General features: G+C 62.4%; 20 protein-coding genes and 1 tRNA gene. 11 read left to right on the plus strand and 10 right to left on the minus strand.

Annotated features, from left to right (window positions below; translation table 11 throughout):
• Window positions 1-884 precede the first annotated feature (884 nt).
• Window positions 885-961 (minus strand) — tRNA-Val (locus KA184_06955).
• Between the two features lie 340 nt (window positions 962-1301).
• Between KA184_06955 and KA184_06960 the strand changes: the two genes are divergently transcribed.
• The 7 genes from KA184_06960 (at window position 1302) to KA184_06990 (ending at window position 8594) form a co-directional block, all read left to right on the plus strand.
• Window positions 1302-1913 carry a methyltransferase domain-containing protein gene (locus KA184_06960; GenBank protein ID MBP8129307.1) on the plus strand — a complete coding sequence of 204 codons (612 nt, stop codon included), beginning with the start codon at window positions 1302-1304 and terminating at the stop codon, window positions 1911-1913.
• Between the two features lie 81 nt (window positions 1914-1994).
• A complete protein-coding gene (locus KA184_06965) occupies window positions 1995-2648 on the plus strand; it encodes a ThuA domain-containing protein (GenBank protein ID MBP8129308.1) in 654 nt (217 codons plus the stop codon).
• Window positions 2645-3745 (plus strand): Gfo/Idh/MocA family oxidoreductase, encoded by a 1101-nt coding sequence (locus KA184_06970; protein ID MBP8129309.1) that lies wholly within the window; start codon window positions 2645-2647, stop codon window positions 3743-3745. Before KA184_06965 ends, KA184_06970 begins: the two co-directional genes overlap by 4 nt.
• A 60-nt stretch (window positions 3746-3805) precedes the next feature.
• On the plus strand, window positions 3806-4507 hold the full coding sequence (locus KA184_06975; GenBank protein MBP8129310.1) for a hypothetical protein: 702 nt from the start codon (window positions 3806-3808) through the stop codon (window positions 4505-4507).
• Window positions 4500-5990, plus strand: coding sequence for an alpha-N-arabinofuranosidase (locus KA184_06980; GenBank protein MBP8129311.1), 1491 nt, complete (start codon window positions 4500-4502; stop codon window positions 5988-5990). The genes KA184_06975 and KA184_06980 overlap by 8 nt, the downstream gene beginning before the upstream one ends.
• A gap of 14 nt (window positions 5991-6004) precedes the next feature.
• Window positions 6005-7009 carry a glycosyltransferase gene (locus tag KA184_06985; protein ID MBP8129312.1) on the plus strand — a complete coding sequence of 335 codons (1005 nt, stop codon included), beginning with the start codon at window positions 6005-6007 and terminating at the stop codon, window positions 7007-7009.
• A 301-nt stretch (window positions 7010-7310) separates the two neighbouring features.
• A complete protein-coding gene (locus KA184_06990) occupies window positions 7311-8594 on the plus strand; it encodes a citrate synthase (GenBank protein MBP8129313.1) in 1284 nt (427 codons plus the stop codon).
• 110 nt (window positions 8595-8704) lie between these two features.
• Here KA184_06990 and KA184_06995 read toward each other — a convergent pair whose 3' ends face one another.
• The 5 genes from KA184_06995 to KA184_07015 all read right to left on the minus strand — a co-directional run bounded on the left by KA184_06995 (window position 8705) and on the right by KA184_07015 (window position 14315).
• Window positions 8705-10195, minus strand: coding sequence for an MFS transporter (locus KA184_06995; protein ID MBP8129314.1), 1491 nt, complete (start codon window positions 10193-10195; stop codon window positions 8705-8707).
• Window positions 10192-10938 (minus strand): DUF1295 domain-containing protein, encoded by a 747-nt coding sequence (locus KA184_07000; protein ID MBP8129315.1) that lies wholly within the window; start codon window positions 10936-10938, stop codon window positions 10192-10194. The genes KA184_06995 and KA184_07000 overlap by 4 nt, the downstream gene beginning before the upstream one ends.
• Before the next feature lie 45 nt (window positions 10939-10983).
• Window positions 10984-11460, minus strand: coding sequence for a DUF393 domain-containing protein (locus KA184_07005; protein ID MBP8129316.1), 477 nt, complete (start codon window positions 11458-11460; stop codon window positions 10984-10986).
• 7 nt (window positions 11461-11467) lie between these two features.
• On the minus strand, window positions 11468-11920 hold the full coding sequence (locus tag KA184_07010) for a hypothetical protein (GenBank protein ID MBP8129317.1): 453 nt from the start codon (window positions 11918-11920) through the stop codon (window positions 11468-11470).
• 217 nt (window positions 11921-12137) lie between these two features.
• Entirely contained in the window at window positions 12138-14315 is a 2178-nt protein-coding gene (locus KA184_07015; GenBank protein MBP8129318.1) for an aminotransferase class I/II-fold pyridoxal phosphate-dependent enzyme, read from the minus strand.
• A gap of 135 nt (window positions 14316-14450) precedes the next feature.
• Here KA184_07015 and KA184_07020 point away from each other — a divergent pair, with 135 nt between their 5' ends.
• The 4 genes from KA184_07020 to KA184_07035 all read left to right on the plus strand — a co-directional run bounded on the left by KA184_07020 (window position 14451) and on the right by KA184_07035 (window position 18389).
• Window positions 14451-15305, plus strand: a complete 855-nt coding sequence (locus KA184_07020; protein MBP8129319.1) for a hypothetical protein — start codon at window positions 14451-14453, stop codon at window positions 15303-15305.
• 42 nt (window positions 15306-15347) lie between these two features.
• Window positions 15348-15899, plus strand: coding sequence for a hypothetical protein (locus tag KA184_07025; GenBank protein ID MBP8129320.1), 552 nt, complete (start codon window positions 15348-15350; stop codon window positions 15897-15899).
• 190 nt (window positions 15900-16089) lie between these two features.
• Entirely contained in the window at window positions 16090-16680 is a 591-nt protein-coding gene (locus tag KA184_07030) for a sigma-70 family RNA polymerase sigma factor (GenBank protein MBP8129321.1), read from the plus strand.
• The gene (locus tag KA184_07035; GenBank protein MBP8129322.1) at window positions 16677-18389 is read left to right on the plus strand and encodes a hypothetical protein; all 1713 of its coding nucleotides are present in this window, start codon (window positions 16677-16679) and stop codon (window positions 18387-18389) included. The genes KA184_07030 and KA184_07035 overlap by 4 nt, the downstream gene beginning before the upstream one ends.
• Window positions 18390-18453: 64 nt before the next feature.
• Here the strand turns inward: KA184_07035 and KA184_07040 are convergent, their stop codons facing one another.
• The 4 genes from KA184_07040 to KA184_07055 all read right to left on the minus strand — a co-directional run bounded on the left by KA184_07040 (window position 18454) and on the right by KA184_07055 (window position 25568).
• Entirely contained in the window at window positions 18454-21597 is a 3144-nt protein-coding gene (locus KA184_07040) for a DNA polymerase III subunit alpha (GenBank protein ID MBP8129323.1), read from the minus strand.
• Window positions 21598-22525: 928 nt separating this feature from the next.
• Window positions 22526-22882 (minus strand): hypothetical protein, encoded by a 357-nt coding sequence (locus tag KA184_07045; GenBank protein MBP8129324.1) that lies wholly within the window; start codon window positions 22880-22882, stop codon window positions 22526-22528.
• Complete coding sequence (locus tag KA184_07050; GenBank protein ID MBP8129325.1) at window positions 22879-23175, minus strand: hypothetical protein; 297 nt, start codon at window positions 23173-23175, stop codon at window positions 22879-22881. Before KA184_07050 ends, KA184_07045 begins: the two co-directional genes overlap by 4 nt.
• Complete coding sequence (locus KA184_07055; protein ID MBP8129326.1) at window positions 23172-25568, minus strand: phenylalanine--tRNA ligase subunit beta; 2397 nt, start codon at window positions 25566-25568, stop codon at window positions 23172-23174. The genes KA184_07050 and KA184_07055 overlap by 4 nt, the downstream gene beginning before the upstream one ends.
• Between the last annotated feature and the right edge of the window lie 2 nt (window positions 25569-25570).

The raw sequence follows: 25570 nt of genomic DNA on the forward strand, positions 1-25570 counted from the left end.
CCCATGATTTGCTCCTTCCTATGCTCTAGCATATTTACTAGAGCATAGTCTATGAGAAAACTCCGGAAAAAGCAAGAGAAAAAAGAAAAGACCGCGCCAAAATCTAGTCAAGGGCCAAACACCAGCGTGACGCCGCTGGTGCGGCGTCACATCATTTTGGGGTTTTGAATTCCTGCGCGTGGGCGCGGGAATGGCCGGTTAGCTTGACCTGCCGGGTTCCCGCTTTCGCGGGAAAGACGATGGGGGCAGTGGCACGGGCGTCCCGCCCGTGCGGGTCAATGACAGGGGTTTAGGAGCATGGGCAAGATGCCCATGCCACGGTGGCACGGGCGTTCCGCCCGTGCGGCCTTGGGATGCGCAAGGTCTTGTCCGTCGAACGTTATGCGAAGGCGGATGCGTGCGTTTTTGGAAAGTGGCGGCAATCCGCCGCACGCATGAAATGCGGCAATACGTTAGTGAGCCTGGAAAACACCCCGCGTAGGGGCGGATTTCAAACCCGCCCGTACCAGACCCGCCCGTACCAGACCCGCCCGTACCAGACCCGTCACGGGGGCGGGTTTCAAACCCGCCCCTACCATTTTATCAGGGGGAGGGCTTCAGCGGTCCCGGGTTCCGGATTCGGGTCTTGGCTTATGTCCAGACTCGTTTTCGCGCGCAAGCGGTATCGCACGCCGGCGACGGGTTTCAAGGTCCGGACTGCGGATTACGGCCGCCACGTCTTCTTTCGGGGTTGCACCCGGAACAAATCCGGAACAAGAGACTGCCGCCGACACGTCTTTTTCAGTCCCCGCCGTATTCCCGGCTTGAGGGCTCAGTCTTGCGGAATCCCCAATGTTTACGCCGTCTTGTCCCCCGGAATGTCGCGGCTGCGGCGGGCGTATAATTGGTGGGCGATACTGGGCTCGAACCAGTGACCTCCGCCGTGTGAAGACGGCGCTCTAACCAGCTGAGCTAATCGCCCACAGGCTCGCCGTTATGCTAGCATAGGCCCTGCTCGAGGTTCAATCCGTCTGGAATCGTGTGGAATCGTCCTGTCTGGAATCGTCCTGTCTGGAGTCGTCCTGTCTGGAGTCGGCCTGTCTGGAGTCGGCCTGTCTGGAGTCGGCCTGTCTGGAATCGTCCTGTCTGGAATCGTCCTGTCTGGAATCGTCCGTCCGGAGTCGGCCTGTCTGGAATCGTCCGTCCGGAGTCGGCCTGTCTTTCACGGGTTTGTGTTGCCTGGCGGACATGTGGCAGGATTTTTGTTCGCATATCGTCCTGGGTGCCGCCGGGAAATATCGCAATCAGGAAGGGGAATTGACATGCCGGAGCGGGATTCGAAAGCGCAGGGCCATTTTACGTGGCGGTTTATGAAGGAAGTGTTTCGCACGACAAAGACCACGGGCGCGGTGGGGCCGAGCAGCATGGCGCTGGCGGAGGAGGTCACGGAACGCGCGCAATTGCAGCGCGCTGACGTTATCGTCGAGTTCGGGTCGGGTACGGGCGTCTTTACGGAGGTGATCGAGCGTAAGAAGAAGCCGGGCGCCTATTTCCTGGCGCTGGACGTGAATCCCGAGTTCGTAACGGCAACGCGGGAGCGGTGTCCGCAGGTGCATGTGGTGGAGGGGAGCGCGGAAGACACGGCGAAGTTCCTGCGGGAAGCCGGTTACGATCATTGTGATGTGATTGTCTCCGGGTTGCCTTGGACGCTGTTTCCGGAAGAATTGCAGGACCGGATTCTGGGCGCCGCGCATGATGTGCTGGGGCCGGGCGGGCGTTTCGTGACGTTCGCATACACGTTGAGCCCGCTGTTTCATTCGGGCAAGCGTTTTTTCAAGGGCAAGCTGCCCGCAAAGTTCCCGCGCGTGACCCGTTCGGGCGCGATCTGGAAGAATTTCCCGCCGGCGCACGTGTATATTGCCGACAAGGACTGATTCTAGAGCAGCGTTCAGCGCTCGTGGCGCTCCTTTGGCGCGGGCACGTGGGAATTCGTAATGTCCAAGAAATCCGCATTGATGGTCTGGGGCGGCTGGTTGGGGCACCAGCCGAGAGAGTGCGTCGCACTTTTCGCGGCGGAACTCGAGCGCGAGGGTTTCGAGGTTACGGTTTCGGATTCGCTGGCATCGTTTGAAGATAACGCCGAACTTGCAAGCTACAGCCTTATCGTGCCGTGCTGGACCATGGGCGAGTTGTCGGGTGCTCAGGAGAAGGGCTTGCTTGATGCGGTCCGGGCGGGAACGGGGCTCGCGGGCTGGCACGGAGGGATGTGCGACGCGTTCCGCAACAGTCCTGCGTATCAGTTCATGACGGGCGGGCAATGGGTGGAGCATCCGGGCGGTATCGTCGAGTACACGGTGAATATCGTACGGAGAGACGACCCGGTAGTGGCCGGGCTGGACGACTTTCGGATGCGTTCGGAACTGTATTACATGCACGTTGACCCTTCGAACGAGGTGTTGGCTTCGGTCACGGTGGATGGGGCGGTGTACCCGTGGATCGCCGGTTGCGTCATGCCCGCGGTCTGGAAGCGGGCCTACGGAAGGGGCCGGGTCTTTTATTCGGCGTTGGGTCACCAGGTTTCGGATTTCGACGTGCCGGAGTGCTTCGCGGTCATGAAGCGCGGCATGTTGTGGGCGAACCGCTCAGCGGAGACGGAGCAGACATCATGAAACGTGTAAGGGCCGGCATTATCGGTTGCGGCAATATCTCGGACATTTACTTCAAGGCCGGAAAACGGTTCGACAATCTCGAGATCGCGGCGTGCGCGGACCTGGTCAAGGAGCGCGCCGAGGCCAAAGCGAAGCAGCATGGCGTTCCGAAGGCGGTCCCGGTCAAGCAGCTTCTGGCGGACCCTTCGATTGAGGTCGTAGTCAATCTGACCGTACCCAAGGCGCATGCCGAGGTGGCGATGGCCGCACTGGAGGCGGGGAAACACGTATACACGGAGAAGCCGCTGGGATTGACGCGCGAAGAAGGCGGGGCGATACTGGCGCTCGCGGAGAAGAAAGGACTGCTCGTTGGTTGCGCGCCGGACACGTTTCTCGGCGCGGGCGGGCAGACGGCGCGGAAGGCGCTGGACGACGGCTGGATCGGCGCGCCGGTCGCGGCGACGGCGTTCATGCAATGTCACGGGCACGAGTCGTGGCATCCCGATCCGGAGTTCTACTACGAGTTGGGCGGCGGCCCGATGTTCGACATGGGTCCGTATTATTTAACGATGTTGGTACACCTATTCGGCCCCGTGAAACGCGTGGCGGGCTCGGCGCGCGTCACGTTTCCCGAGCGGGTCATTACCAGCGAGAAGAAATACGGCAAGCGCGTTTCCGTCGAGACGCCGACGCATGTCGCGGGAACGATCGAGTTCGCGTGCGGGGCCATTGCCGCCATGGTAACCAGTTTCGATGTCTGGCGCGCGACTCCGCCGCCGCTGGAGGTCCACGGCACCGAAGGTTCGATGCAGGTCCCGGACCCAAACTGTTTCGGCGGCGCGGTTCAGGTGTTCCGGCCCGGCGCGGATGACTGGAAGGAACTGCCGCATTCGCACATCTATGCCGACAACTCTCGGGGCCTGGGTGTGGCGGACATGGCCGCGGCCATTCGCACGGGCCGTCCGCACCGCGCGAGCGGCGCGTTGGCCTTCCACGTATTGGATGTCATGCAGGCGTTTCTTGATTCCTCTCAGAAGGGGCGCCACGTTGCGGTTCGCAGCACCTGTGCGCGCCCGGCGGCGTTGCCGCTGGGGTTGCGCCCTGGCGCGGTGGACTGACCTCGCCGAAGCGGCCGTCCGGCTGCTATACTTCCTCGAGAAACCGGCGGGGAACAGGCCATGCAGGCAGAAGACAGAATCATCCATTTTTCGGCCGAATTGATTCATGCGCCGAAGCCTCAAAAGAAGGACGTGCTGCAGGGGTTGTATTACGAACTCACTCGGACGAAGGCCGCCTATGACAGCACGGATTTCACGGTGCCGGGCCAGGCGCGGTTTTATTCCAGGCGTGATTCTAGGTCGCAGTCGATATGTTTGTTCCTGCCGGACCGCGTGCTTCTTGTGGAGGAATGGGCGGATATTCCGCTGAGCGGTTTTCTGGACAGAGTGCATGAAGTGGCCGAACGCACGCTTGCCGTGCGCGGGATCGAAAGGTATCTGGCCCATGCGTGCACTATCCGGTCTACCTTCGCGCTGACTCACTTTGACGACGCGCGCGTGTTTCTTCTCGATCATGTCTGTGGCCAGGAGGGGTTGATCGGCCCGCATTTTCAACGCCCGATTGCCGTGGGCGGGCTGCGGTTCGTGCTGCCGGAAACCCACGAGCACGACGGCATGTTGACCATACTCATCGAGTCGTGGCGACACAGCCGCAACGAAGTCTTTGTGGAGGTAAAGGGCGTATTCGGCCGCAAGGCGGTGGGGGTGGGCGAAACGCAGACCATATTGAATAGTATCCGCTCGGTTCGGACATTCATCGCGACGAATGTGTACCCCTACTTGAACCAGCACGACGTGCCGAAAGAAGCGGAGAATGAGTGAGGCGGCCATTCACCTCTGGCCGGGCCGTCCGCAGGCGCGGATATCCCCGAATCTATATGGTCATTTCGCGGAACATCTGGGCCGGTGTGTTTACGAGGGGATTTGGGTCGGTCCTTCTTCACGCGTGCCGCACGTGGACGGCGCGCGCCTGGACGTCATCGCGGCGCTCAAACAGTTGCGCGCGCCGGTGCTGCGCTGGCCGGGCGGCTGTTTCGCCAACAACTACCACTGGCGGCAGGGCGTCGGGCCTGCCGAAAAGCGGCCAGAGACCGTGAATCTCTGGTGGCGGCAGACGGAGCCGAATGCGTTCGGCACGGATGAATTCATGCGGTTCTGCCGGGCCGCGGGTGCGGAGCCGTACCTCTGCTGCAACGTCGGGACGGGCTCGCCGCGCGAGGCGCTCGAGTGGCTGGAGTACTGCAATTTTGGAGGCGACTCATCGCTTGCGCGCTTGCGCGGGGGGCGGGGTGCCGCTCCGTACTCCGTCCGTTATTGGGGCATCGGTAATGAGGCGTGGGGTTGCGGCGGCCGGTTTTCCAGCGCCGATTATGCAAAGGAATACGTGCGTTTTGCCGGTCACATGCGCGCATCCGACCCCGCTATCGAACTCGTCGCCTGCGGCGCGTCATTCGGCAACCGCGAGAATGAGGCGCTGAACGCGTGGAATCACGACTTCTGCCAGGATATGCGCCATGCCGACCTGATCGACCATTTGTCCATCCACCGGTATTTCTCGCGAGGCGGCGGAGTGTTGTTTTCCGACGCGGAATATCGGGGTGTGTTTGCCGACTTGCTCACGCTCGAACGCGACTTGACGCTCACGGAGGCGGTGCTTCGCTATTTCTACCCCGGCAAGCACGTAGGGATCGCGGTTGACGAGTGGGGGATGCGGCACCCGGAAGCGACGGTCGAGAACGGCCTGGAGCAGGCCTGCACACTGCGTGATGCGGTCGTGGCGGGGGCCGTATTGAACCTGCTCAACCGCTGGGCGCATCGGGTGACCATGGCGAATATCGCGCAGATGGTCAACGTGCTGCATTGCCTCGCCGTGACCCGGGACGCGAGCCTGTACCTGACGCCTACCTACCACGTTTTTGACATGACGCGGCGACATATGGGCGCGAGTCTCGTCACGCATGACGTCGATGCGCCGTCCTATGATGCGCATCCCGTGGGATTCGGCAATGCGCGCAGCGTATCCGCCTTGAGCGTAAGCGCCTCCGTTTCGGGAAAGCGAGTACACCTGAGCGTCGCCAATCAGACGCCGGACCGGGATGTCGAGACGGCTATCGCGGTCCACGAGGCCAGACTGGCCGGTGTTGCGGTTCGGATGCTGCACGCCGGGGACCCGCGCGCGGTCAATACGTTCGATAATCCGAAACAAGTCGTTCCCCGCAGGGTCAAAGTCGAGCCCGTCAAGCAGGAACTGGTCTTCGCGTTCCCGCGCCATTCCTTCACGGTCTTTTCCTTGACGTTGGAGTAGCTCAAAGAGGGCCTATGAGCGCCAGCCCCGCCATTTCCGTGCTGTTGCCTTTCCATAACGCTGAATCTACGCTCGACGCGGCGTTGCGTTCGATCATCGCGCAGACCTGGCGCGAACTTGAGGTGATCGCATTCGACGACGGTTCGGAAGACGGATCCGCGGCGGTGGCCGCGCGCACGGCCTCGGCAGACGCGCGCATCCGCCTGTTTCGCTCGCCTCATATCGGGATTGTCGCGGCGCTCCAGGCGAGCAGCGTCGTGGCGCGCGGCGCATTTCTCGCGCGTATGGACGCCGACGATGTGTCTCATCCACGGCGCTTCGAACTGCAAATGGCGCTGATGCGGGCCCAGCCGTCGCTGGCGGTGTGCGGTACGCGCGTGCGCATCGTGGGCGCCACGGTTGGCCCGGGCCGCCGCCGGTACGAGCGATGGATAAACCGGCTGACTTCGCCGGAAGAACTGGCGCGCGAGCTTTTTGTCGAATGCCCGATTGCGCATCCAACCTTTCTGATGCGTTGCGCGGCTTTCGAAGCCGTTGGCGGGTATGAGGATCACGGCTGGCCCGAGGATTACGACCTGCTCATGCGCTTTTTCTTGGCGGGCTTAGGAATGGGCAAGACGCCGGAGGTGTTGTTCGAATGGCGCGAACGGCCGGGACGCCTGTCCATGACGGACAAGCGCTATTCGGCCGCCTCGTTTCGTGCGCTGAAACGGCGTTATCTTTTTCAGACGTGTCTGAGCGAGGGCCGTGCTTTCTGGCAGTGGGGCGCGGGCGAAGTCGGCAAACGCTGGCTGCGCGAATGGCAGGACAGGCGCCCGGAAGCGGTCATAGATGTTCACCCGCGGAAAATCGGGCGCAATATTCATGGTTTCCGGGTCATGGCCCCGGAGCAGTTACCCTGCGCCGGTGAGGCTTTCGTAGTGGCGGCGGTGGGTGCGCGGGGTGCACGCGATGAAATTCGCCTGCAATTGGCGGGGCGCGGCTACGTGGAGTTACGGGATTTCATCTTTGTGGCCTGACGCGTGGCGACGCCGAGTAATGCGCAAGTACGCGCGGGGGATAGGAGATGCGAAGGAAGAGGGCCTGCGTCACGATCGTGGGGATTATGCGGCCCTTTTTCCCCAGTAGTCCTCCTGGCGAAGGAAGACAGGATATTGCGGCATGATGCCGCCGTTGTTTATACTGACCGCCTGTGCAAATCTCCGGGATTCGGGTAGTAAGGGGCGCGGGTGAACACGGTTTGGGACGGGCTTCCGAGTAGCGTGTAGTTCGTTGGCGCTCAGGAACAACAAAGGCCGCATGGCGCGGACTGCGGAGAGAATTATGTCCACGGCCAAGCTGATTCTGGACGGGAAGGAGTATGAATTCCCGGTTATCGAAGGCACGGAGAACGAGCGCGCCATCGACATAGCGAAGCTGCGCAGTGATACCGGGTACATCACGCACGACCCGAGTTATGGGAACACGGGCTCCTGCAAGAGTTCGATTACCTATATTGACGGAGAGCGGGGTATCCTCCGGTATCGGGGCTATCCGGTCGAGGACCTGGCGGGGAAGGTGCGTTATTCGACAGTGGCGTATCTGTTGATCCACGGCGAATTGCCCACGCGCGAACAGGCCATCGAGTGGCGCCGCCTGCTGACGCAGAACAGCTTGATTCATGAAAGCATGATCAATTTCTTCGATCATTTTCCGGTTACGGCGCACCCCATGAATATCCTGGCGTCGATGATTTCCGCCATGTCCTCGTTCTATCCCTACGACGCTGAGGACGAACAGCACGTATACCGGAATGTCGTGCGCCTGATTGGCCAAGTGAAAACGATAGCCGCGTTCGCCTTTCGAAAGTCGCGCGGCGAACCGGTGGTCTATCCGCGCATGGGTTACAGCTATCCGGCGAACTTCCTGCGCATGATGTTCGCCAGCCCCGCGGAAGATTACCGCGTCCCGAAGGTGCTCGAAGAGGCGTTGCGCGTCTTGCTCATTGTGCACGCCGATCACGAGCAGAACTGCAGTACCTCAACAGTGCGGATGGTCGGCAGCAGTCTCGCCAATATATACGCGGCGGTTTCGTCCGGAATCAACGCATTGTGGGGACGTCTGCACGGCGGCGCCAATCAGGCCGTAATCGAGATGCTTCAGAAGATCCAGGCGGACGAAGGGGGCTACAAGAAGTACATCGAGATGGCGAAAGACAAGAATTCCACCTTCCGTCTGATGGGGTTCGGGCACCGCGTCTACAAGAACTTCGATCCGCGCGCGATCATCCTGAAGAAAGCGTGCGACGACGTCTTGAACACGCTGGGTATTTCCGACCCGTTACTCGACGTTGCCAAGCATCTGGAAGATGCCGCCTTGCACGACGATTTCTTCATCGAGCGCAAGCTGTATCCCAACGTCGATTTTTACAGCGGTATTCTCTATCGCGCGATCGGCATTCCAACGGATATGTTCACGGTCATGTTTGCCATGGGACGCACGCCGGGCTGGATTGCGCACTGGCTGGAAATGCGGAATGACCCCGAGACGCGCATCCACCGCCCACGGCAGATCTACGTGGGCCTGACGGAACGCCGCTACACGCAGCGCCGCCAGATCGACTAGACGTCAGGACCTCGCGAGACAGGCGTCGGGCCGCCCGGAAGATAATCAGATTCGCGTGTCGCATCGCTTCGTTTCCGCTGTGCACTGTGGGTCTGACCGGGGCCCCGCGCTCACAATGGATGCGGCCATTCGAAATCCTCGGCGGGAGGTTCGGCGATGGGGGTCTGCGAAGGGGCGGCCGCGAGTTTGTGCCGTGCTCGCAAGGCGCGGCGCTTGCGCAGCAGGCGCTGGATGCGTTCGTGCTTGGCGTCGGTCAGAGGCATGAACAGGAAGGCGATGGCCGCGAGGATGAAGCACACGCCCACCACGGGCCCGTAGAGAATGGCAAGCCCGCGCGCCGTCTCGGGCGTCTGCTCAAACTGTCCCTCCTGGAGTCCGATGGTGCGCAGCAGGATGCCCGTGCTCGCCAGCGCGGACGCGCGCGCGAACTTCGTCATCATGGTCCAACAGCCGAAATACAAGCCCTCGCGCTGCACGCCGGTCTTCAGTTCGTCGTAGTCCACAATGTCCGCCACGAGCGACTCGAAGATGATGATCGAACCGACGAGAAACCCGCCAAGCACGGAGCCGAGGAGCATCGGCGGGAGCACCTGCCCGGGCGGCAGCAGGGGATAAATGACGACCGTCGTGAGGCCGAGCCCGAGCGCGCCCCAAAAGGCGGGCATCTTCTTGCCGTAACGGCGCGAAATCACGACCCATGCCCCAATGGAAAAACAGATGACCACCGTAAAAAGGCCGAGAATATTGATATGGATCTCCCGCTCGCTCAGGCCGAGCCGGACCTGGTAGTAGTAGATCGCGGTGGACGTGTTGATCGTTCGCCCGATGTAGGCGAGAACGTACGTGATGAGCAGGGGCAGGAACGCCCTATTCGTGGCGACCGAGCGCAAACCGCGGAGAAACCCCCGCAATTCAGCCGCGGCCGAGCCGCGTGGGGTCCGGCGGAGTCTGTCGCGCGGGTGAATGGGCCGGTCTATCTTGCGCACGCTGAGAAACGTAATCAGGCCCGTGGCCAACATGGCGATGCCGACCCAGCGGCTTGCGAGCGTACGCGAAACGCCGAGTCGTTCCTCGAAGTAGATGACGAGCAGGCCAGGCAGCAGCACGGCGACCATGAAGCCGAGCGTGCGGAAGAGCAAGCGCCAGCCGAAGAGTTCAGTGCGTTCATTGCGGTCGAACGAGACTTCGCCAGCGAGCGCGGCATGCGGCACGGCGACAATGGTCATCGACGTGTTGACGAACATGTACGCGGCCAGCAGGTACAGGAATTTGCCCGTCTGCGTGTCAATGTCGGGCCGCGAAAAGATTACGACGACACCAAGAGCCAACAGGATCGAACCCAGCAGTATGTACGGGCGGCGCTTGCCCAGGCGGGTCTGAGTGCGATCGGAGATGCCGCCCATGACCGGGTCCAGGACGGCGTCCCAGAGCATGGGCAGTGCCAGCGCAAACCCGGCGAGTTCCGCGCGCAGGCCGATCACTTTCGTGTAGAACTCAAGGAGATAAAAGACCAGCATGACCTCCGCCGCGGACATGCCCAGTTCGACCGCGCCGTAACCGGTCTTGGTGCGCAGCGACAAGCGGCGCTTGTGCGGTTTCATCGCGCACCCGGCTTCGGGAACCAGGGAAAGAACGCGCTTGTGGTTCGCTGGTACGCCCGATAGTTGTCGCCGCGCGATGCCAGAGCCTGTCGCTCGGTGTAGGGGATGCCCGTCACGCGAAACAGGAACAGGAACATGAGGACCGGTCCGAGCAGCGATACCGCGGCCCGCCAAGTGCCGAGACTGAGCAGGACATATGCCCACCAATGCAGCCACTCGAAGAAGTAGTTCGGGTGGCGGGAATAGCGCCAGAGCCCGCTGTTGCAGACTTGGCCGCGGTTGGCGGGATTCGCGCGCCACGCGGCCAATTGCCGGTCCGCGATGGACTCCCCGAGTATCGCGCCAAGGCCGGCCGCCATGCCCAGATAATGCCATGGCAGCAGATGCGGGCCGGGCTGCAGGGCCACGATTAACTGCGGAATGGAGAAAGCAGTGATGAGCGCGGCCTGCGCCAGGAAGAAAATCAGAAAATTCCGTTGGGCGTTGACGCCCCAGCGCGCGCGCAGCACGGTGTAACGTCCGTCCTCAGCGCCGTGCAGTACACGATTCACCAGGAGATACCCCGCGAGCCGAAGGCTCCAAGACCCTCCCACCACCGCGAGGGCCACGCGAAAAGGGACACTTCCAGGAGCCGCGGCAGCGTACCAGAGGGCCGTTGCGCCGACGCCTGCGGCCCAGCCGAAGTCGACGATATTCGCATTTTCCCGTGCGCGCTGCACCAGGTACAATGCGGCCATGAGCATTACGGCGCCCGCCGCCGCAACGGTAATCAGCGTAATCGAAGTCAATTACCGGCAATTCCCATCCGTGCGGCAGCGTTTCCCCAAGCGCGGCCGCATCATAAGTGCCGACAAGGCGCGCCGATTGCCTGCTATCCACCCATAAGCGACCGGCATCAATCGGCAAAGACCGGGGATGCGCCACGCCGGAACCGTCCAGCACCAGCCGCGCATTAGGCGCAGCAAGTGCGGCAGCGCATCGGCCCCAGCATACACGGTGCCGTCGGGCAGGACAAGATGGACTGCCTGAAGGCAGGCTTCGGGTGCGACTTGCGGCGCGCGGCGTGCGCGCTCTTCGGACTGGCAGGGAAGAAACTCTACGGCGCCGGGAGGCAGGCGGCGCGCCAGCCAGTCCCGGGCGGCCAAGCACAGCGGACACTCACCGTCATATATGAGGATAGCACCATCCATTTCCGATTTCGCCAGCGTTTTCAGCACCTGCAAGAACCACCATGCCTGAAGCGGCCCGTAGCCGCACCGGAACACAAGCATCTCAACGTTTGGGAGATGCCTGATGTTTGCTCTTGCGCACGTTGCGCGCAAGATTCAGTTTCGCTTGGATGGCCATGCGTTGCCGCGCGCGCCCAGGCTCTATGTCTGTAGTGGAGACTTGACGTTTTGCCTCCACGACCTCATGCACCGTGGGCACCGCTTCGCCGCCACGCATCTTTTCCCGCAAGCCGCGCATGTTTTCCGCGCACTCCCGGTCCAGTTCCGTCAGGCATTTTTCGCAGAGACGCTTGGTCACGCTGATGGCGGGCGCACCGCAGCGGCCGCAGGGGACGGAATCGCTTACGGCGGAGTTGGCGAGCCGGCCCGCGTCAATCATGCGCAAGACGCAGGACTTTTCAACCTCTGCCGCGCTGGCGACCTGCTCAACGGACAGACCCGGGGTCTCATTCAGAACGCCGCGGATGCGGTCGTAGTCGGCTTCTTCTTTCGGCATGCACGCAACGCAAATAGGCGTCTGCACCCGATTGAAAAGACGTCCACATCTCTTGCACTTATCAAGGGACATCTCGTGTTCCTCTGCTATTCGCCCTTACTATACCACGATGCGGCAAATTCGGGCGCTGGTGCTCGGGACATCAAGCACCCGGGGCGTTCCCGCGCAGTTCTTGTCCCGCCCGTGGCCGGAGCGGGCAAGCGCCCCCCGGCGCTGCTCAGTACTTCCGCGCGTGAGCGAGGACTTTTTTCAGGGCGGCTACGATGTCGCGCAGGTCTTCTTCCGTCAGTTGGGGGTGGAGCGGGAGCGAGAGTATTTCATGCGACACTTGCGTTGCATTGGGATAGTCCTCCGGCTTCATGCCCAGTGCTTCGCGATAGTACTGGTGCAGGTGCAGCCCGTGGAAGTGAACGCCCGTGCCGATGTTCTCCCGCCGCAGCGCGTACGCAATCTCGTTCCGTGTCTTCGCAAGCTTGTCCAGGCGCAAGCGGATGATGAAGAGGTGCCAGGCATGCTCGACGCCGGGGCCGGCGCCCGGCAGCACGATTTCCTCGACATCCTTCAATACTTCTCGATACATCATGGCAATACGGATGCGCGCCGCCTTGAATGCCGGGAACTTCTTGACCTGCTCCAGGCCCATCGCGGCACCGACGTTGTTCAAGACATACTTATAGCCAGGCACTATGACTTCGGGCGGCGCCGCGGCGGCGCTGCGGGAATAGCGGTCCCAGGCGGTGGCCGACATGCCGTTAGCCGCGAGCAGGCGCAAGGTCTTCTCCAACTTCTCGTCCTGCGTCGTAATCATCCCGCCTTCCATGGTGGTGATGTTCTTGATGGCGTAGAAACTGAAACAAGCCAAGTTGTCGAATGCGCCGATGGGCCGGCCCTGGTAGGCCGCGCCCAAAGCATGCGCGGCGTCTTCAATTACCGGCAGACCGTGCCGGGCCGCGATGGCGCGTATTGCTTCCATATCGCAGGGATGGCCCGCCATGTGCACGGGCATGATGACCTTGGTGCGGCCGGTGATGGCCGCTTCCAGCGACCGCGGGTCCATGTTCAGGGTCTCGGGGATGACATCGGCGAATACGATTCTGGCCCCCATATTCAGGATGGTGTTTCCCGTGGACGCCCAATTGACCGGCGAGGTAATCACCTCGTCGCCCGGCTGCACGCCCAGCGCGACCAGGCCCAGGTGCAGCGCGGCCGTACACGAGGAAACCGCGACGGCACGGGAGGCATGCACCGTCTCCGCGAAGGCGCGTTCAAACGCTGCGACCTGCGGGCCGGAGGTCAGCCAGCCGGAGCGCAGCGCCCGCAAGACCGCCTGCTCCTCTTCCGGGCCCAGACTGGGCTTGGATAGAGGGATGAACCGCGCGGCAGTGGGTTCGCCGCCTTCTTCCGCCGGAATGGACCGCAGTTGCTTCAGCCGCATGGCGTTCGAATACACCGGCGCATCGGGGTCGATCTTCTCATCTCTCAGGTGCGCGGTCACTTCGGCGATGCCCTCGTCGATGCCCAGGTTTGCGGTGAAGCCCAGCCGTTCCCGGAGTTTCGCGAAGCGGGTGCGGTAGTGGCGCAGGTCTTCATCATCGTTCGCCCGGTCGATGCGCACATCGCCGATGCTTCGCGCGACGCACTCCGCCAATTCGCCGATCCGGATATTGAGTTCGTCCACGCCGACATTGAATATTTCGCCGCTCACCTGCGCCGAGGGCGCTTCGAGCAGCAGCAGCATCGCTTGCGCCGCGTCCCGCACATGCAGGAACGGCCGCTGCTGCCGCCCGCCGCCGCGCACTTCGATGGCGCCTTTGCGCATCGCCGTGGCCACCATCTGATTGATGGCCAGGTCGAACCGCATGCGCGGAGACCAGCCAAACAACGTGGCCGCCCGCGAGATGACCGGCTCGAACGTGTCTTGGCGCATGGCCAGCAAGGCCTCTTCGGCCGCGAGTTTGGTGCGCGCAAACGTCGATACAGGCCGCGCCGCGCTCTGTTCGTCCACGATGTCGAAAACACCGTGGCCGTAGACGCTGACGGAGGAAGCGAACACGAAACGGCGCACGCCTCGCTGCAGGGCCTGCCGCGCCAGTTCGATGGTGCTCTCGACGTTGACATCGAAGGCCATGTCTTCATCCAGGTAGCAGGATGGGTCGTTTGCCAGTCCCGCGAGGTGCACGATGGCGTCCATTTCCTCGAGCAGCCCGGGATGTTCCTGGAGCCGCCGCACGTCGCCTTCCAGCACTTCGCAGCGGTCTTGCGCCGCAAGCGTCTCAACGGGCGCGCGGCCAAAGCAGAATCGGTCGAACACGCGGACCATATGACCCCGCTCGAGCAACGCCGCCACAAGATGACAGCCCAGATAGCCGGCCCCGCCGGTTACGAGAATGTGCATGGAAGGGTCTCCCACGTGGTCTTGCGCCGTTAGTATAGCAACTCCGCGGCGACCGCGGGCAATGCGGTTGGCCGCGGGCGGGATTTCTGATATCGTGATGAAGGGAAAGCATATCCAGTCAGCATGAAAGACAACATGCCGGAATCACACGAAAACCAGATGGAATTTCCCTGGGCCGGTGCGCGCGAATCCGCGCCCGCGCCGCCTGTTCCGGTTGGCGCCGCGCAGCCGCGGCAGCTCCCCGCGCAGCCGGCCCCGGCTCCGGCCGCGTCCGAAGCGGACGCGAAGGCTGCGGCGATGCGCCGCGCCGGGCAAGCGCTGCTGGACGACCTCACACAGGGCACGGGGTTGGCGATACGGCTTCACATTACGAATAACAGTTCGACGATGATGACGGTGCGGAAGCCGCCTAATGGCAAGAGCGCCTGTGTACGCCTGCACCACATGTTTCTCGATGCGCCGCCGGAAGTGCGCCGCGCTCTGATCGAGTGGGTGCGCAAACCCAAGGCGCCGCATGCAAGCGAGGTGATCGGCGCGTTCATAGAGACCCAACGCGGGAAGATCCGGCCAAAACGCAGACGGACCGTCTGGCTGCGGACGCGAGGCCGCTGTTTCAACCTGCAGCGGATTTTCGACGAGGTCAACGCGGCGCACTTTGAGGGGAAAATCACGGCGAGGATTACCTGGGGCAAACTGTCGGCATGGCCCAAGCGCTCCATTCGCTACGGGAGCTATGTGCAAGAGGACAACCTCATTCGCATTCACCCATTGCTGGACCAGGAATTTGTGCCCGAGTGTGTGGTCCGCTACGTCGTGTTCCACGAGATGCTGCACGCCCTGCTCGGCGTCGAGGAGGGTCCGGATGGCCGCCGCCGCGTACACCCGCCCGAATTCAAACGCCGCGAGGCCGCGTACCCTGATTTCGCGCGCGCTTCCGCCTGGTGCGAAGATACACGCAATTTCCGGCGCATGTCGCGTCTCAGGCGTTAGCATCCGGGCGCAGTGAGCCGCCGCAGACCGAGGCTTTGACCTATGGCGATTCTGTCGATCAAACGCTCCATTCGCGCGGGCCGCTTCCTGTTCCTCACGTTCATCGGTTTTGCCGTCGCCATGAGCGTGTCGTTCCTGCTGGCGCGGATGCAGGCCGGCACCAGTGCGCGCTCCCCCGTGCTTGCCCCCGCGAACGTCGAAAAAGCGGAGCAATTACGTCTGCTTGCGAACGAACTGACCAGCCTTGCGGAAACCTACGTGGACGAAATCGCAAAGAGCGAAAGGGCCGTCGCGCCAAGGGCGCGCCAATGGATCGGAGACGATTTCGAGGCGAGGCTGAACAGTCTTCGGTTGCAGATGGGCGAACTGGCGGCGCGCTACGCGCTGCCTGAAACGGAACTGCGTATTCTGGAAAATGCCGCGGGCCGGTTGCGGCTCATGGCGCAGCAGCCGGAGAACCTCGAACTGCGTCGTACCGGCTTGCGGGCCGCGCTGGATTGTGCAACGGCTGTCGAGCGGCAAATTGAAGAATGGGGCGCGGGCAAGTATCTGCACACGCCGCCTTTCAGGCCGCGTTTTGGTGAAGATTCGTGAATCTTCCCGGAGTGCGGCCGGTTCCCGGGCGGGGATGCCTTGTCTCGGCCCGGCGTGGCGCTTTAGAATAGCGCGCCACGTAGTGAGGCAGTGTGACAATTTCGAGTTTTGACTGTATAGTAGCCGGAAAACCTGCGTGGGCAGCCGTATCTGGCTGCCGCGCAGGGTATTCCCCGGTGCGAGGGCTCGCATGGGCACAGTAGAAGAACGAGCCGACGAGGAACTCATGGGGCTGCTGTGCCAGGGCATTGACGATGCCTTGGCCGTTCTGGTGCGGCGATATCAGAATGACGTATTCCGGTTCTGCCTGCATTACCTCAAAAACGTCGAGCAGGCGAAGGAATCGGCCCAGGAAACGTTCTTACGGATTTACACCGCGCGGAAACGCTTTGACGTCTCCCGCAAGTTCAAGCCCTGGATGCTCTGTATTGCGCGCAACCTCTGCTTGAACGAACTGAAACGTAAGAAGCCCGTAGGCATGGAGACGCTGGAGGACTACGCCAGCAGCGCCCGCGAGGATTCCGGTGCATTGGTGGAATCGCCCGTGGACGGCCCGGCGGAACTCCTGATGGCGTCGGAACGGCGCCGGTTGTTGATGGCTGCCTTGGAGCGGCTGCCAGACGAGGCGCAAGAGATAATAAAACTGCGGTTTTTTGAGCGGTTACCCGCAAGGGAGATTGCAGAAATCATAGAGAGTACGGAGGGTGCGGTGCGCACACGGCTGCATCGCCTTCTCCGCCAACTGCGTGATGAATGCGCGCACTTGCGAGAAGAAGTGTGAACGGAGCAAGCGACGCCACATATCGCGAGGCAGTGGAAACGCTGCTGGGCGGCGGAATGGACGCATCCGCGGCGGAGGCGCTCGAAGCGCGTATCCGTGACGCATCCGCCGCGGGGTGGGAAGACTACGCCAGCCTCAAGGCGCTGGGGAGTGACCTCGAGGCTATCGGGGCGGCCTTGGCCTCGCAGGCGGCGCGGGTTGATTTTGTCGAGGACGTCCAACTCTGCGTTGACCTCGAGGCTGTGGGTGATTCGTCCGTCGCCGCTTTGTCGGAAGTTGACCTCACGGAAGAGGTAGCACTGCGCGCCGGCCTGGTTTCTCTGGGCGAACGGTTCGCTGCGGCTGTGCCGCCCGTGGACCTCGTTGACGCCGTGGCACAGGCGGTCGCGGCGGAGAAGTCGAAGGCGAACGTCGTGACGCTGCGCGCCCGGGAACGCGGCCAGAGCAACCGCCGCTACGAACGCAGAAATGTCGTGGTTTGGCTTGGATTCGCGGCTGCGGCGTGCGTGCTGCTCGCCGTGACGCTGGGCGCTTTGCGGGTCTGGTTCGGTCCCGAATACGGGCAGGGCACGTTTCGGACCGCTCGGGATATGCGTCATATGCGCCCTGTCGGTCCGCTGACCCCGGACTCAGGCGGCGACGCAGGTGACGGAACGATTGCGCGGGTAGTCCCGGAACCGGTTTCCGCGTCCGCGACTACGCTCGAACCAGCCGCCGAACCGCAGCCGGAGAAGCCGGAAGCAAACCCGTACGACGCGATCACGATGGAAAACATACTGCTCGCGCGGGCCAACGCCATCAACGGCGGCGACGGGGACCGGGCTTTTCTCGCGGGGCTGGCGAGCCTTTCCCCCGAGGAAGTGCGGCGTCTGCTGGAAAAGGCAAATCTGTCGCGCGAGGCAATACTCGGCGCGGCGTTGTTTCTGCCCCCGGAAGAGGCGGTGAATTTGCTCCTGGCCAAACTGAGCCAGTCGCCCAATGACCCGTACCTGCGCTACGCATTGGCGAAGAACCTCGGCGAAATGGAAGGCGGCGCGGAGGAAGCGCGCAGGCAATTGGCGGAGTGGCGCCGTACGGACCCGAACAATGCCATGCCTTACATGATGGAGGCGGAACTGGCGTTGCGCGAAAAAGATATCGATGCGGCCCTGCTGGCGTTTGAACAGGCCGCAGGCTACGACCAGGCTTACGGATACGCGGCGGAAACCGCTAACAACAGGGTGGAAGCGCTGGTCGCGGCGGGATATGGCGGCGAAGAGGCGCGGTTACTCGCCGCGGCTACCGCGGGGTCGCAGGAATACCTGCATATACGCGAGTTGACGAAAGACCTCCTTGAGCAAGGGCGTTACTATGAATCCATAGGTGATTACGCCACCGCGGAGAGCATTTATGGGGCGGTGCGGCAGTTTGGCCAGGATGTCTGGCTGGGCGCTACGTACATCAACGAAGAACTTGCGGGCCTGGAAACGCAACACGATGCCTTGGGCAGCCTGCAGGGCCTCTATGAGGTGCTCGGAGACCCGCAAACGGCGGATGCGCTGATGCAGAGCTTCACCTTGCTCGCGCAAGCCTTTGAAGACCTTAGAACCTATATCGAGTCGTACAACTCCGTGTTTGCCTCGGGCGACATGAATTGGATCAACGTCATAACCAACCTCGTGCTTCAGCAGGGGGATCGCGCCCTTCCCGGCCTTCCGGCGCAGGAATAGGCCTCCTGCTTTGTCCAGGTGTCGGCGCAACGTTGCCACGCCGTCTGTTGCTTTCAACGTGCGCTTATTCATCCGCCGGGGCCTCATCCGCGTATTGCTGAAGTGCGGCGGCGCGAACCTTAGGCAGGCTTTCCGCTTGGATGCGCGCAACCTGCTGCACGAGCAGCGCGGGGGCGTCGTGTTCGGTCTGGACCTCGCCCGTGAGCAGGTAAGGCCCCAGCGACGTGAGCAGAGGGCCGAACTGCTGGTACGTCTCGGGGAACAGCACCGCCTCGAACGTGCCCGCCGTGTCTTCGCAGGTAAGGAATTTCATCACGCCGCGCCCGTCCTTCAGCGCGACGCGCCGCTGCGCGATGAGCCAGCCGGCGGCGGTGACGGTTTGCCCGGCGTAGTGGGGCAAGTCGATGCTGAGAACCAGTTGGTGGTCCTGGAGCCGGTTCTGGTAGTAGAGGAGGGGGTGCCGGGGTCCGGCGAGCAGGCCGAGCGCAGACCATTCAAGGTCGGTACGTTTTTTGGCGGGGTAATCGGGCACGTGGGGCGCGTTGACATTATCAGACGCTAAAAATAGATTATTTATATTTGTTTTTATTTGTTTTGCTTTTGAATACGTGGTATGCAGCTGGAGGAACTGCGCCGGGCGTGCCTGCGCAAAGCAGTCGAACGCACCCGCATCGAACAACGCCGTCGCGTCGGCATGTGCGATGCCCGTGCGCTCGTACAAATCCGCCACGCTCTCAAACGGTCCGTGCCGGCGCGCTTCGAGGACGGCCTCGACGGCAGTGTGGCTCAGGTCGCGCACTTCAATGAACCCGATACGTATGGCATCGTCTTCGACCGTGTATTCGAAGGCGCTGCGGTTGATGCAGGGGGGCCGCACCTCGATGCCGAAGCGTTTGGCCTCTTCGAGGTAGACATGGGGCGTGTAGAATCCACCCCGGTTCGTGAGCACGGCGGCGAGGAATTCGGGCGTGTAGTGGGCCTTGAGATAGGTGCAGCGGTAGGCGAGTTCGCCGTAGGTGGCGGCGTGGGCCTTGCAGTACGAGTAGGCGGCGAAACTGGCGACACGCTCCCAGATTTCCTGGGCTGTGCCCCCGGCTACGCCGTTTGCGCGGGCCTTCTCGATGAACCGTTTCATGGATTTGGCCATTTCGCGGGGGCTGCGTTTCTTGGTCATGGCGCGGCGAAGCGCGTCGGCCTCGGCGAGGCTCATCCCGGCGACGGCGCTGGCCACCTTGAGGATGTCTTCCTGGTAGAGCATGACGCCGCAGGTGTCGCGAAGCACTTCTTCGAGCGCGGGGTGGAGGTAATCGACCGCTTCGAGGCCGCGGCAGCGCGCGATGAACCGTTCCTTCATGCCGCTGCCCGCCGGACCGGGCCGGATCAGCGACAGCGCCTTGATCACCATTTCGGTATCGCGCGCGCGCACCTTGGGCAGCAGCCCGCGCATGGCGGGCGACTCGATCTGGAAGCAGCCGATGGTGTGGCCCTTGATCAGGAGTCTGGCCGTGAGCGGGTCGCGGTCGGGCACGTGTTCGAGGTCGAGTTCGACGCCGCGGTTTCCCTTGATCAAGCGGAGTGTGTCGTCGATCACCGTGAGCGAGCGGTGGCCGAGCAGGTCCATCTTGACCAGACCCAGCGCCTCGACGGGGCCCATGTCATACTGCGTGACAACGAACCCTTTCGCCGCGCGCTGCAGCGGCGTGAACCGCGTGAGCGGCTCCGGCGCGATGACCAGACCGCATGGGTGCATCGACAGGTGGCGCGGGAACTCGCCGATGCACTCGGCAATCTCGAGGATCGATCGCAGCGGCTCTTCGTCGAAGCGCAGCCCGCGGCATTCCGGGATATGCGCGGCCAGCGTGCGGATGTCGCCCGCGCCGTAATGGGGGATGCGGCGCGTCACCTCGCCGATCTCGCGATCGGTGAGCCCGTGCGCCTTCGCCGTCTCGCGCAGCGCGGAGCGCGCCTGGAACGTGTTGAACGAGGCGATCATCGCGACCCGGTCCGACCCGTAGCGGGTGTAGACGTATTCGACGACCTCGTCGCGGCGGCGCCAGCACATGTCGAGGTCGATGTCCGGGCAATCGGTGCGGTCCGGGTTCAGAAACCGCTCGAAATACAGGTCGTAATGGAACGGGTCCACACGCGTAATGCCCAGCGCATAGGCGACCGCGCTGTTCGCCGCCGAACCGCGCCCGAGGATCGGGATGCCCCGCCCGCGCGCGTATTGAACGATGTTCCACACGATCAGGAAGTACGGCGCGAAGCCGAGCCGGTCGATTACGCCCAGTTCGTAATGGAGCCGGTCCATGATCGCCGGTGTAAGCGGGCGGTAACGCGCTTTTGCGCCTTCGAAGGTCTTTTTCCACAGCGACGAGAACGGCGTTTCGCCGTCCGGCAGCGCCAGTTCCGGGAACAGCGGCTTGCCCAGGCTCAATTCGAGTTCGCACTGCTCCGCGGCCCATTCCGTGTTCAGCAGCGCATCGGGCCAGTCCGCGTAGAGCCGCTCCATCTCGTGCGGCGCGCGGAACCACGCGCCCGGCGGCGCCGCATCGCCCGGCTCGAGCGCGTCCACCGTCGTGTTGCGTCGCACCGCGCATAGCGTCTGGTGGATGCGGTAGTCGCGCGGTTCGAGAAAGTACACCGGGTTCATCGCGGCCGCGCGCAGGCCGCGGCGCTTCGCGAATGCGTGCAGCTTTTCACAGCGGTAGCGCGCCGCCGCGCCGCCGTAATGCGTCAGGGCCACGAGCGGCTTCAACCCGCGCGCCAGCAGCGCCCCGATCAGCCGCGTGTCGTCCGAGAGCACGAACAGATGCTCATCCCCGAACGGAAACGGCCACGCCGAAAGTACGCGTTCTAACGCGTCGCCGCGGTTGTCCGCGCCCCCGGACGACACATTCCCCATCCGCCCCGTTTGTTCCGCATGTCCTTTTTCCCCCAATTGCAGAACCGTCACCAAAAAGCACAACTGCCCATACCCGTCCCGGTCCCGCGCCAGCACCACGCACGGCCCCAACCTCGCGCCAAGAATGGGGGAGACCCCCGCCTCGCGCGCCGCCTGGTAAAACGGGACCGCCCCGTACAATCCGCCCGTGTCCGCCAGCGCCAACGCGCGCATCCCGTGCTCGACCGCCCGCGCTACCAGTTGGCGCACCCCGGGCGTTCCCTCCATCAACGAAAACCGGCTATGTGCCTCCAGGTGGATCATGATCCCATTATACTGTATATTTTTTCAGTATGCCATCCTGCTCGCGGTTCACCTGTCCGACGCCTGTGGCATACCGCCACCGTCGAGGGTCATCGACTGCCGCTACGCACCCGATCCCGGGTATCATCCTCCTTGACTCGCTGCTTGCGGCGGTGACGTCGCCGTTGTCTCAGACGTGACCCCGGCGCTTACTCGACTTCCAGGCGAACACAGGTGCCGCGGGTCGGGCCATGAGACCTGGCTCGGCATGCTGGCCCTGGAACGCACCGGCGTCGTGTTGCCGCAGTCCGTCAACGCTTGCGCTCCATCGGCTCCGACGGAAAGACCTGAGCGTACGCGCGAACGGCGTCGGCTTGCCCACCGGCCAGAAAAAAGCATGTGGCAAAACGGCATGGGGGATGAGAGGGGCGCACCCCCGGTCCTCCCGTTCTATCCCTTCTGGGATTTGTTCGGAGCGACTCTTCATCACACACGAAACCCGGGTCGCAGACAGGCGTTCCATGCAGGATGTTTCAAGAAAGTACACAATAAAAAACTACTGATCTTCTGGTCATCTGGAGTACGCTCCGAATTTTTATTAAGTTCATAACGCGCCTATTAACAGGATGTTATGCGCTATACGCTGAGAATGTTTCTTAGGTGCGTATATGACATGCTTCTCGTGAGGAAGGACTGCAGACATGCATTGTCTGAGCTCATGGAGGCATGCTTCAAGATGCGACAGCACAGTTGGAGAGGCTTGTTTTCGAGGTGTAATTCCCTGGGGCGAAAACTAAACATAATATATATTATCAGACGTTATGCCTGTAGGCAAGACACACCCTTCAGATGCTTTGAGCGCCGCTTAAGATTACGCCCGGCCCAGCTTGTCCCTTGAATACGACCTTCTCTCGGACCGCCTATCGCAAGGTACCGATGTCACGTGGTCTCAACGCAGACGGGGTTTGCGCTTGGGCATTTGGATGACGGTCGGCGTGGATTTCTCCCGAGGCGGCGGCGCATCGGTGAGCAGGGCCTCCAGCCTGGCGTGGATGGCGTCGAGTTCCTTGCGGTATCCGTCTTTCAGGTCTTCGATGGTTGCCTCCAGTTCGCGGACCTTGACGGCGAAGGCGTAGGCGGTCTGCAGTAGGAATGCCTGAGTATCGATGCGGCTGCTGTTGTCCTCTATCTTGCGGTACAGGGCTGCCACCTCGTCTGCTACTTTCTGGGACGTCGCAGCGTCTAGGTATTGAGCGACCGTGACGGTAATGTTGTTGATTTTGACCTTAACGTTCTTGGCGCTCACTTAAGGAACTCCCCAGTGAGGGCTTTGGTGTACTGCAGGATGCGACTCAATCTCTGCTGAAGCTCCTCGTAGATGCCCTCAAGCTTCTCGTTGCGTTTCTGGAGGACTTCGTAGTCGGGCACGGTCTGTTTCAGCGCTGAAAGTTCCTGGCCCTGACTCCAGTAGCGCCGGAGGATACCGCCGGTCTTTTGCTCTTCGGATTCGACCGATTGCCGGGACTGGGCCAAGGCCTGTTCCAAGCGGTCAATATCCGCATGAATGCGTTGGACCCGTTCTTCGATGGCGCCGCTCACCGTAGTTCCGCCTTGTGTTCTCTTTGGAGGGCTTTGAGTATTTTATCACAAGCTTTTTGCGTGTCGGCGTCGGTTAACGTGCGTTCCGCGGATTGGAACACGAAACCCAGGGCCACGCTCTTTTTTCCTGCGGGGACCGGTTTGCCCCGGTAGACGTCGAAAATATCGACACGCTCCAGTATCTTGCCGCCGGCGCGTTGGGCGGTGTCGCGCAAAGCACCGGCGGATACGGCATCGTCTACTACGACCGCCAGGTCTCGGAGAGACGGCGGGTAGGTTGGGAAAGTCTGGAACTGCGGATGCCGGGTCTTGCGCTGCAGCAGCGGTGACAGCGTAAGTTCCAATAGGTAAACGTCTTGTGGAATGTCAAACTGGCGGAGAACCTGCGGATGGAGGCGGCCGCAGCGTCCGATAATTGCGTCATGGACCGTGACGACCGCCGCCTGACCCTGCAAAAATACCTTACTCTCAAGCGGTGCGAACGTCGCTTCGGCTTGGAAGTACGCAAGGACGGTCTCTGCGACACCTTTCAAATCGTAGAAATCGGCCGGGCGTTGCGAATGACTCCAATGCTGGGCATCCGCTGCGCCGCTCAGGGCAACGCCCAGGGTTGGCGGCTCGTCAGGCAGGTCCTGGCCGGGTCTGGGGCGGTACACGGGCCCGATTTCAAACAGGGCGAGGTTGGCCGAGCCGTGGCGGACATTCAAGCCGACATTGTGGATGAGACCGGGCAACAAAGACGACCGCATGGTCGCTTGGCGTTCCGAAAGCGGGTTTTGCAGGCGAACCATGTCGAGATACGCTTCTTCGAGCCCCGCCTTGCGCACGTCGTCCTCGGAGCTGAAGGTCCAATTGCAGACTTCGGTCAGGCCGTAGCCGACAAGGAGCCGCCGGAGCCCGCCGAGGATGCGATGCTCCGGCGCGAATCGCTGTTCGACCGGCGGCACGGATGGCACCGTCGCGGGGAACTGGCCGAAACCGTGGAACCGGGCGACCTCCTCTATGAGGTCGGCCTCCTGAGCTACGTCGTGCCGCCACGTGGGCACACGCACGGCACACGCCTCGGGCGTCGTGCTGGTGATTTCAAAGCCGAGTCCGGTCAGGTAGCCGCGTTGGCTGTCCGGCGGTACCTCCGCGCCGAGGAGCGCGTTGTTGCGCGCATAGCGCAGCGTGACTTCGCGGCGTGGCAGGGGCGCCGGATACGCGTCGAGGACGCCCTGGGCGATTTCCGCGCCTGCAAGCTCCTGCATGAGCGCGGCGGCCCGGTCGATGGCGGTCCGGGCCATTTCGGGGTCGGCGCCGCGCTGGAAGCGCTGCGACGATTCGGTCATGAGCCCGAGTGCGCGCGAGGTGCGCCGGATGGAGACGGGGTCGAAGTAAGCGCTTTCGAGGAACACGGAGGCAGTCCCCTCCCCCACTTCGCTGTTTTCGCCGCCCATGATGCCGGCGACGGCCTGGGGCCGCCCGGCGTCGGCGATGACCAGCATCTGCTCGGTCAGCACGCGCGTTTCGCCATCCAGCGTGCGCATTGTTTCGCCGGCATGTGCGCGGCGGACGACTATCCGGTGCTCGGCCAGCAGATTGTAGTCGAACGCGTGGAGGGGGTGTCCGGTTTCGAGCAGAACATAGTTCGTTACATCGACCACGTTGTTGATGGGACGCTGGCCCGCAGCCAGCAGCCGCTTGCACATCCAGGCGGGCGACGGCCCGATCGTCACGTTCCGGAGTACGCGCCCAATGTATCGCGGACAGAGGTCCGGCGCATCATTTGTAACGGAAGAGTATTTCGATGCAGGCTCGCCAGATTCGCGGAGGCTGATTTGCGGCAGACGCAGTGGCGTGCCGTAGCGAGCGGCCAATTCGCGCGCGACGCCAATCATGCTGGCCCAGTCGCCCCGGTTTGGCAATACTTCAATCTCGAAGATTACGTCATCGAGACCGAGATAGGGTTTGGCGTCTCTGCCGACGGGGATGTCCGGGTCCATGATGATCAGACCGGAATGGTCCTCGCCGAGGCCGAGTTCATCGGCGGCGCACATCATGCCGTAGGATTCGACACCGCGCATCTTGCGTTTGGAAATTTCAAAGCCGCCCGCCAGTTTCGCGCCGACAATGGCCGTGGGCACCTTGTCGCCGGCTTTCATGTTCTTCGCGCCGCAGATGATTTGAAGCGGCTCGCCCTGACCCACGTCCGTCTTGCACACGACGAGATTGTCCGCGTTTGGGTGTTGTTCGATAGACAGGATCTGTCCGACATAGACCTGGGTGATGTCCGCGCCGGGCCGTTCGATGGCCTCGATTTCGAGGCCGAGCATGGTCATGTCTCGGGCGAGCTGGTCCGGGTCGACTGCAATGTCCACATATTCTTTCAGCCAGTTTAGAGAGATGCGCATGG

The sequence above is a fragment of the Candidatus Hydrogenedentota bacterium genome (assembly GCA_018005585.1).
Lineage (GTDB): Bacteria > Hydrogenedentota > Hydrogenedentia > Hydrogenedentales > JAGMZX01 > JAGMZX01.